We start from the raw sequence: 8,650 nt of genomic DNA, 5'->3' as shown, positions 1-8,650 counted from the left end.
ACTGAAATCTTATTGTATAAATAATTATTGAGGCGGCTATATTATAAAAAGCATTGCATTGCTACACAATGACGTAGCGTTTCACAAACGTTTGAACATCATCAAAAGACCTCGAAAAAACTCAGAACCCTTTTAATAATTAATTTTATCCAGCGTGTTTGATAAATTAATGGTTTAAAAATATTTTGTTCTGAATCAGACACAGTATTTTCATCATAAAAATTTTAATTTGTTTTGGTGATCAGCCAATCAACAAAATTGTCTATATACGATACGAACATAGTAAAAATTATATATTTTTTATTGTTAAGTATTACTAGTTAACTACAAAATTAGTCCTCATACTTTAGGAATTCAATGCGTTACGATATTGTTTTTAATAAAAAGATAATTAATTTTAAAAAATTAAGTAATAATTTTGAATTTATTTTTCTGCGTAAAAAAATAAAATTAGTTTATTTTCTTATTAGTTACTGATTTCAATATGACAAATTAATAAATTTACAGCAAAACAGCTTTCAAATTATTTTATCAAATAGAAAACTTAAAACGTTGAAAAAAAATATAAAGATAAATACAAAACTTAATACATTATACAAGTATAAGTATTTGCAGCAAAGCAAAAAACATGAACAAAAAAAACTAGCTATTTACCACGTTAGAAGGTATGAACAAATTGTATGGATCCGTAGCTCAGTTGGATAGAGCGTCGCCCTCCGAAGGCGAAGGTCGTGAGTTCGAATCTCGTCGGATCCGCCACATTTTTCCCTAAATTCAGCCATTATATAGAAGTTCAAACTTTGTTTTATGGTGTAATTTCTTAGTAAAAAGGTGTAAATTTACACCAATTTTTACATCTTACAACAGTTTATTAAGTCAACGTATTTCCCGTAGCGTACCATTTTACTGTTAACGCTTCTTTGTCTTAGCATCAATGATAGACAGCGTTTCTCAATCCCTTAAATAATGGTCGATAATACCGGTTCAAAAAAATTACTTTTTTATTTTGACAATAATCAGTTATAGCAAAGCGCTCTTATATGAGACTACTTAACCTTTTCTTTCATTAAGGCAAAATCAACAAAAAAGCTTGTACAGTAATAAAACGTAATTAAATGTAGATCAGCGATTTTTTATCTACATTTAACTACTGATACATTTAAACAGCTTTTAACAATGTCTCGACCGCTAGCTTTCCGAGTTGATTTGAAGCTAATGGGCTATCACCAGTAAGCAGATGTCTATCTTTATGTACACGCCCTGTCATGTCTTTATTAACAATATTTACACCACATTGTTTTAGACGCTCCCCTACAAGCCAAGGCATCTCCCCTGGTATATAACCAATATCGAGATTAGCCCCTGTATCAAGAGAATCTGGAAAAACGCAAATTTCATAGCCCTTAAAAGGAAAATCATTTTCGGAATGACCAACAGTAGTAGATAATAAGCCTGCTGGACCATGACAAAGTGAGATAACAAAACGTTCATTTTTTAAAGCCCAACGCAGTATGTCTCCAACTTCTTTACTGAAAGGTACACCGTTTAAAACCCCATGTCCACCTGGGATAAACACAGCTATATAAGGTGTTTGTTCGTTTAAACCTTCCCCAATCACCTCTGACAATTTTTTTGGTTTTTTTATTTTCTTTTTATACTTTTCAAATATAGATTTTACAGCTTCATCTTCTTTAGGAAAAGCCCACATTTCGAATTTAACGGGATCACCTGATATGGTGGCAATATCAAGATCAAAACCTGCTTGATCTAAATGCAACATAGGAAGCAGCATTTCTACAGGATGGTTCCCTGTTGAAAAAAACCTACCATTTTTCATCATTAAGTAACGCTCTTGAGTCGCAATCACCAGCACTTTCCATTTCCCACCAACATAAGGTGTAGAATGATGTATTTTTTTAAAATCTGTTTGTGGAGACGTGTACTTTTTTAGTGAATAAGAGGACGGGAAATAAGCATTGTCTTCAGCACAATCGGCGACTGGTTTCATGGGGTCTGTATTCATATTCTATCCTTTCACTTTTCAAGTTGAAGGCAGTTTTGAATAAACAAGATCATCTTAAATCTATTTTTTGGTAATTAGCAATTATAAACGCTTTAACGTATAAACTTATCTTCAATTTAAGATGAGTTCATCTTTTCATTACTATAATCATATTATCATACACAGCGTTTAAAATCTAAACATATATATATTTTCGATTTAGCAGCAAATTTTTTATTGTTGTTTTGATTAATCTTAATGTATTGATTTTACCTTAGAAGCTATACCGTCTCTAACCCCTTTAAAGAAAAACAGAAAACATTTCCTCGACCGTCCCTTTATTAAGCAATAAAAAAAAATTCTCAATAGCCTGAGACCAATAGCAGATCGACTAAAAGGCGGAGATTGACTAAAAATCTTACGAGACCATAATAGATTTCGAACTAAAAAATAAAGTTTTGGACTTTTAAATAAGTTTGCAGAAATTAAAGTATCATGAGTAAAAACAAGGCAAGGTTCGAAAGAAATCTTGTGTCCTAAATTCGATAAATAATAAGAAAAAAATAAATCATCAAAATAAACAAAAAGATCAATACAAATTTTTTCACAAAATTGTTTTAGTACTTTTTGATGTATAATTGTTCCTACGAAAGAAAAGGTTTCAACATAACTATCGTGCGACAAGTCAGGTAGATACCAATTTGGAAACAAAGTGTAAAGAATAGTATCATAAAAAGTTCGAGGAAGTCTTCGGTAAGGGAGGTTCATTGTACAAATGTTACCATTTGGCAATAATACTTTCGAACAGAATATATTACTTTTTCTTTTATCTATTATTTCAAATTGAGATAATAAATCTAAATGAGGATAAGCATCATCATCATAAAAGCATATCCAATCCACCTGCAAATGATTGACGATGTAATCAGATCCGAATTTGAACCCCCCGGCTCCTCCTAGATTTTTTTCAGAATGTATAACGATTAAACGCGGCTCTGCAAAAGTGTCTAACCATTCCGCTGATCCATCTGTCGAAGCATTATTAACTACAACAATTACCTCAAAATTGACTTCGCAAGTAGCTTTAAGACATAATTGAAGTTTTTCTAAACGATTGTACGTGACAATCAGGGCTACGCATTTTACACCAAGTTTTTTCATCTTATTTTTTTAAGAGTATTATAAATTTTAAGACAAATTTTTCTTTTGTAACTGCCCACAGGCAAAAAATAATTTACTATTTTTTTCAAAATTATATTAAAAACTTTTAATTGATGGTGAACTTGTTCTTCCCCAAAATTACTCGTTGAGGGGAAATTAATGGATCCCCACGGCGTCTTTCTTAAATAGTAAAAAAATATATCGGCAAATTCAACACTCGGTAAAATCCAAGGTTTCTTTTCACCAGCAAAGTGTATGATCCAAGGATTTTTTCTTGCCTCAAAATAATTTTCCATAACTGGCAAAGGCAATTTTTTGAAAAAACTTTCAAGGTTACCATTACCATTCAAAACATTCCAGCGCGTGTCAAGAAAATGAATGTCTCCTTCAAAAAACTTATTTAAAAGATCTTGATCTAAAAACCAATAGAATTTTTTTCCCATTTCCTCAACAATAAGCTTATCCATACCTGATTTTATTATTTTTTTAGTATTTAAAATCAGTACACCTGCCTGCACATAATCTTTTGGATTATTCATATTTAAATAATTTTTAAGATATTTATAGGCCTTCATAGATCCACATTTAGAATGACAATATGTTCCGAATTTAATAAATCCTCTCATAACATAATCTTTAACAGCTGCTATTGAGCAATTACCGATATCCGTATCATATAAAATCTGTATATCTTCATTAACAACCATATCAGCATCAAGATAAATGACTTTGTCATATTGAGGCAACATACTTGGTATTAATATTCTATAGTACGTTTCTTTTGAAAAATGCGCATGAAGATTCAAATCTTTTTCTTGAAAATATCCTTCTGCATCGATAATAGTTAGTCGAAAATTTTTATATTTTTTCACTATTAAATTAAATTTAAATTTAGTCTCCTCGCTCAAATCTCCTTCAATAATATAAACATCGTAAAAACAACTGACATCACTATTTTCTATGATAGATTTTAAAAGTGCTGCTCCCGCTATAGCATAATTTTCATTAAAAGCAGTAACAACAGGTACTTGTTTCAAAAAATTTGTTTTTATAACTGGAGGTATATCTGTTGCTTTGTTAAGCACAAATAATGAATCTGGTAATTTAAATAAGCTATATTTTCCTATGTCGGTCTTTTCTACAAAAGAACGTTGGCAATGCACAATTTGAAGGTTTTCCTTTGCACTTAAATTATTAAGATAAATGCCCAATAACCACTCTGATAAATAACCAAAAACTCGATATTCTTGAGCATTTCGTTCGCTAAGATCTAAGTCTTTTTCTAACTCAAATAAAATATTAAAAAGCCATTGGCTATAATGCTCAAATACTTCTCTTTTCATAATAAAAATATTGGTATAATAGCCATAAGGGGACTGGTTATATACCTCTATTGATTGACTATATTCTGGGTATTTTTGCTTTAGAATTAATAAACATTTGTAATAATCTTCAACAAATAAGAACTTACCACGTTTAAAATGATCCAAATTATTTTGTGAACCAACATGTCGTACATCCCACAATTCTGGGACAATTACATCTGCATACCTAACAAAATCTTGCAAAATTTCGTCAGAATAACCTATTTCTTCCAAATAGCTTTCATTAATATGGTCGTAATTAACAACTCCATACATATTTTCTTTTTTCTTATTTTTAAGATTAAGAATAAGATGACGTCTATAATGATAAAATCCAACATATTCACTAGACTTATCATTTTTCCATACCCAATATTGAGCAGTCAGTTCACAAAAACTTTTATTTTTTGCCGAAATATTTTTTTCGCCCTCAGCATCATTTAATTGCCCAGGATAACATAATGAGGATTGAGCTGCCCCCACTTGTATGGGTTTGAAACAATTAGTTTTAACTAAGTCACATTTGTTGTGATAGGAAACATAAACAGATATGTTCTTCATTCAAAAATTAGCCCCTTTTCAATATGTTAATGATCAACACTAATTGAATTTTACCCTTTTAAACAATTTTGATATTTGCGAATTTTAATTAAGATAATTTAAATATCAAAACAATCAATTTCTGTCTTTAAAACAATAAAATATTGTTATCAGACTTAACTAAGTGCAAAAAATTTAAAAACCAAACAAGAAATAAAAGATATCTTCCCAAAATATAAGTTTAGTAACAAAAATTTTATATTTCATAAGTCCAAATCATTTAACTTAAAATTTTACCAAATTTATTTTATGTCTTTTTTAACTATTTAAACATTAAAAAATTAAATTTGTTCATAACGATATAGTTCATTATCGGAGATGACAAATTATTAAAAATAAATTATGAAGCACTTTTAAAGAACTTTTATCACAGCTTTTATACAATGCTGTGGTAAAAAAAGAACATTTTTATAAATCTTAAAATTACCACAAATTGTGCATTGATTATCTTTTTAATACTATATATAGTATTAAAAAGATATAAAACCTAAAAATGCTTGGCTAAATTTCAACCGAATTCTACTTTTTGTAATTTTTTTTAAGGGTTATCATGCAGCACGTTATTAAAAGGGATGGAACAAAAGTTTCTTTTGATTCTGTTAAAATACTTAATGCTATAACTAAAGCAAATAAGACAACCACAGATGAAAAAATGACCCCAACCGATACCCTTTTTCTAACTGAAAAAATTAGCCTTGAAATTGATCGACTTTGTCTTTGTAATGTCGAAGAAATACAAGATGTTGTAGAAAAAATATTGATACATTACGATTACGCAGAAACAGCCAAAGCTTACATATTGTATCGTTCAGAGCACAGTAAAATTCGTAATTCTGAAGATTATTTAATGGAGATTTACAATAAATTAACTTACGCTTCTGCCAAAGATTCAGACATCAAAAGAGAAAACGCGAATATTGACGGCGATACAGCCATGGGCACTATGCTCAAATATGGCTCTGAAGGAGCAAAATTTTTTATCGATAATTATATTTTACCCAAAGAAATTTCTAGAGCGCACCTGGATGGTGATATCCATATACACGATAAAGATTTTTACATGTTAACAGCCACCTGCTGTCAAATAGATCTTATTTCTTTATTTAAAAATGGATTTTCAACTGGACACGGCTATTTACGCGAACCCAATTCTATTGAAAGCTATTCTGCACTTGCTTGTATTGCCATACAAGCAAATCAAAATGAAATGCATGGTGGACAGAGCGTCCCTAATTTTGATCATGCTATGGCAGAAGGGGTTAAAAAAACTTTTAAACAAGAATATTTAAAATTATTCAGCCGATACCTTCAAATTAAAGTAAATCTTACAGATCATGATATTATCCAATTAGAACAAGAACTTAAGGATTTATTGGCCGATCAAATAACTATTAAAAATCTCCCTAAAATTGAAAAAAAGCTTGTACACTTTCGATTTCTTTCTTTAAATAAAGATTCAATTTTATCTGCACACCATTATGCACAAAAAGAGGCTTTAAAAACGACTAACCGAAGAACCTTTCAAGCTATGGAAGCATTCATACACAATTTAAATACAATGAATTCACGCGCAGGCGCACAAGTGCCATTTAGCTCTATAAATTATGGAACCGATACATCCGAAGAGGGCCGCATTGTTATTCGTAATTTACTTTTAGCAACCAAAGCAGGACTAGGGAATGGGGAAACGCCAATTTTTCCGGTCCAAATCTTTAAGGTTAAATCTGGAATTAATTTTAATTTAGAAGATATTAATTACGATTTATTTAAACTCAGTATAGAAACCTCTGCGTTAAGATTGTTTCCAAATTTTAGCTTTATTGACGCCCCTTATAACCACGTGTTTTATAAAGCAAATGATTACCAAACCGAAGTTGCATACATGGGCTGTCGTACAAGGGTTTTAGGAAATACACACGATCCTCAAAGACAAACCATATGTGGGAGAGGAAATCTTAGTTTTACATCTATTAATCTTCCACGTTTAGGATTAAAAGCGAAAAAGAACATACAATTTTTTTATCAGCTGCTCGACGAAAAAATAAACCTAGTTTTCGATCAGCTTTTACATAGATTAAAAATACAAAGTAGTAAAAAAGTCAAAAATTTTCCGTTTTTAATGGGAGAAGGTGTATGGATTGATTCGCAATTTTTAAACAAAGACGACACGATTGGTGAAGTACTTAAACATGGAACTTTGGCATTAGGCTTTATTGGTTTGGCAGAAACTCTTAAAGCTCTTACAGGTTTACACCATGCAGAAAGTGAAGAAGTTCAACAACTAGGTTTAGCAATTGTTGCGCATATGCGCAAACGTGCAGACGATAAAGCCAAAGAAACGGGATTAAATTTTTCTTTAATCGCTACTCCAGCTGAAGGACTTAGTGGACGTTTTGTACCGATAGATCGTAAAATTTTTGGAAATATCCCGGGAATAACCGATAGAGACTATTATACTAATTCTTTTCATGTCCCTGTTTACTATCCTATTAAAAGCTACGAAAAAATTGAACTAGAAGCTCCCTATCATGAATTAACCAACGGAGGTCATATTACCTACATTGAATTGGATGGAGATGTAAGCCAAAATTTAGAAGCCTTTGAAACCATTATTCGTCATATGCATCAAAAAGGCATTGGTTATGGTGCAATAAACCACCCATTGGATCATGATCCTATTTGTGGTTACGTTGGAATTATCAATGATATATGCCCACGCTGTGGACGCAAAGAAGGAGAAAGCATTCCATTAGAAAAACTTGAAACGCTGAGACAGCAATACCCTAATGTGCCTTACTATCATTAATATTTAAAAGGAATGTATAATGTTCAAGAAAATAAAAACAGACTCTATAAACACTGTTGGTATTAATGAAAGCAGCAAGAAAATCGGTGAACGTATAGGGTTTTCTCGTACTAGAAGAATTACTGGTTATTTAGTAGGGACACTTGATCGTTTTAACAACGCCAAACGAGCAGAAGAAAAAGATAGAGTCAAACATGGCTGCTCCTAAACTTCATCTTAGCGGTATTATTGAGGAATCAATTGTAGACGGCCCTGGTATACGATTTGTTATTTTCACTCAGGGCTGCCCTCATTTTTGTCCAGGATGTCAAAATCCAGAAACACAACCTTTTTCTGGAGGTTATTATTGTAATGTCGAAAAAATTTTTATAAATTTTCAAAAAAATCCCTTACTTTCAGGAATTACTTTTTCAGGAGGAGAACCTTTTATACAAGCTTGCGCTTTAGTAGCTCTTGCTAAAATGGTTAACAAAATAGGAAAGACTGTCGTTACCTACACAGGATATACGTTTGAGCGCCTATTAGAAATGAGCGTGCATAACCAAGCTATAAAAAATTTATTAAACTATACAGATTTGTTAATTGATGGGCCCTTTCTTCTTTCTTATAAAAATAGTGACCTTTTATTTAGAGGAAGTAGTAATCAAAGGCTATTAGATCGAAAATGTCGATCAAAAATCGAACAGAAATTGTATTCTTAATCTAATACTATATAAT

The 8,650-nt window shown here is 31.1% G+C and carries 6 protein-coding genes and 1 tRNA gene; 4 read left to right on the top strand and 3 right to left on the bottom strand.

Annotation, left to right across the window (positions count from 1 at the left end; genetic code table 11):
• Window positions 1-682 precede the first annotated feature (682 nt).
• A tRNA-Arg gene (locus AABE15_RS07690) sits at window positions 683-759 on the top strand.
• 400 nt (window positions 760-1,159) lie between these two features.
• Here AABE15_RS07690 and hchA read toward each other — a convergent pair.
• The 3 genes from hchA to AABE15_RS07675 all read right to left on the bottom strand — a co-directional run bounded on the left by hchA (window position 1,160) and on the right by AABE15_RS07675 (window position 5,088).
• Complete coding sequence (hchA, locus tag AABE15_RS07685; RefSeq protein WP_338330708.1) at window positions 1,160-2,023, bottom strand: glyoxalase III HchA; 864 nt, start codon at window positions 2,021-2,023, stop codon at window positions 1,160-1,162.
• 234 nt (window positions 2,024-2,257) lie between these two features.
• Entirely contained in the window at window positions 2,258-3,163 is a 906-nt protein-coding gene (locus tag AABE15_RS07680) for a glycosyltransferase (protein WP_338330707.1), read from the bottom strand.
• Window positions 3,160-5,088 (bottom strand): DUF4422 domain-containing protein, encoded by a 1,929-nt coding sequence (locus tag AABE15_RS07675; protein ID WP_338330706.1) that lies wholly within the window; start codon window positions 5,086-5,088, stop codon window positions 3,160-3,162. Before AABE15_RS07675 ends, AABE15_RS07680 begins: the two co-directional genes overlap by 4 nt.
• Window positions 5,089-5,677: 589 nt before the next feature.
• On the opposite strand from AABE15_RS07675, the gene AABE15_RS07670 reads away from it, so the two are divergent.
• The 3 genes from AABE15_RS07670 to nrdG are packed head-to-tail and all read left to right on the top strand — an operon-like array spanning window position 5,678 to window position 8,634.
• On the top strand, window positions 5,678-7,933 hold the full coding sequence (locus AABE15_RS07670; protein WP_338330705.1) for an anaerobic ribonucleoside triphosphate reductase: 2,256 nt from the start codon (window positions 5,678-5,680) through the stop codon (window positions 7,931-7,933).
• A gap of 19 nt (window positions 7,934-7,952) precedes the next feature.
• The gene (nrdD, locus tag AABE15_RS07665; RefSeq protein ID WP_338330704.1) at window positions 7,953-8,141 is read left to right on the top strand and encodes an anaerobic ribonucleoside-triphosphate reductase; all 189 of its coding nucleotides are present in this window, start codon (window positions 7,953-7,955) and stop codon (window positions 8,139-8,141) included.
• On the top strand, window positions 8,128-8,634 hold the full coding sequence (nrdG, locus tag AABE15_RS07660; RefSeq protein ID WP_338330703.1) for an anaerobic ribonucleoside-triphosphate reductase activating protein: 507 nt from the start codon (window positions 8,128-8,130) through the stop codon (window positions 8,632-8,634). Before nrdD ends, nrdG begins: the two co-directional genes overlap by 14 nt.
• Window positions 8,635-8,650 lie beyond the last annotated feature (16 nt).

Source organism: Commensalibacter sp. Nvir (genome assembly GCF_963921845.1).
Taxonomy (GTDB): domain Bacteria; phylum Pseudomonadota; class Alphaproteobacteria; order Acetobacterales; family Acetobacteraceae; genus Commensalibacter.
This window is presented reverse-complemented; position numbering and strand designations above follow the sequence as displayed.

What these genes read in the sequence shown, in the direction of transcription:
- hchA (WP_338330708.1), bottom strand. Translation starts at nt 2,023, where the DNA reads ATGAATACAGACCCCATGAAACCAGTCGCCGATTGTGCTGAAGACAAT.
- AABE15_RS07680 (WP_338330707.1), bottom strand. Translation starts at nt 3,163, where the DNA reads ATGAAAAAACTTGGTGTAAAATGCGTAGCCCTGATTGTCACGTACAAT.
- AABE15_RS07675 (WP_338330706.1), bottom strand. Translation starts at nt 5,088, where the DNA reads ATGAAGAACATATCTGTTTATGTTTCCTATCACAACAAATGTGACTTA.
- nrdD (WP_338330704.1), top strand. Translation starts at nt 7,953, where the DNA reads ATGTTCAAGAAAATAAAAACAGACTCTATAAACACTGTTGGTATTAAT.
- nrdG (WP_338330703.1), top strand. Translation starts at nt 8,128, where the DNA reads ATGGCTGCTCCTAAACTTCATCTTAGCGGTATTATTGAGGAATCAATT.
- AABE15_RS07670 (WP_338330705.1), top strand. Translation starts at nt 5,678, where the DNA reads ATGCAGCACGTTATTAAAAGGGATGGAACAAAAGTTTCTTTTGATTCT.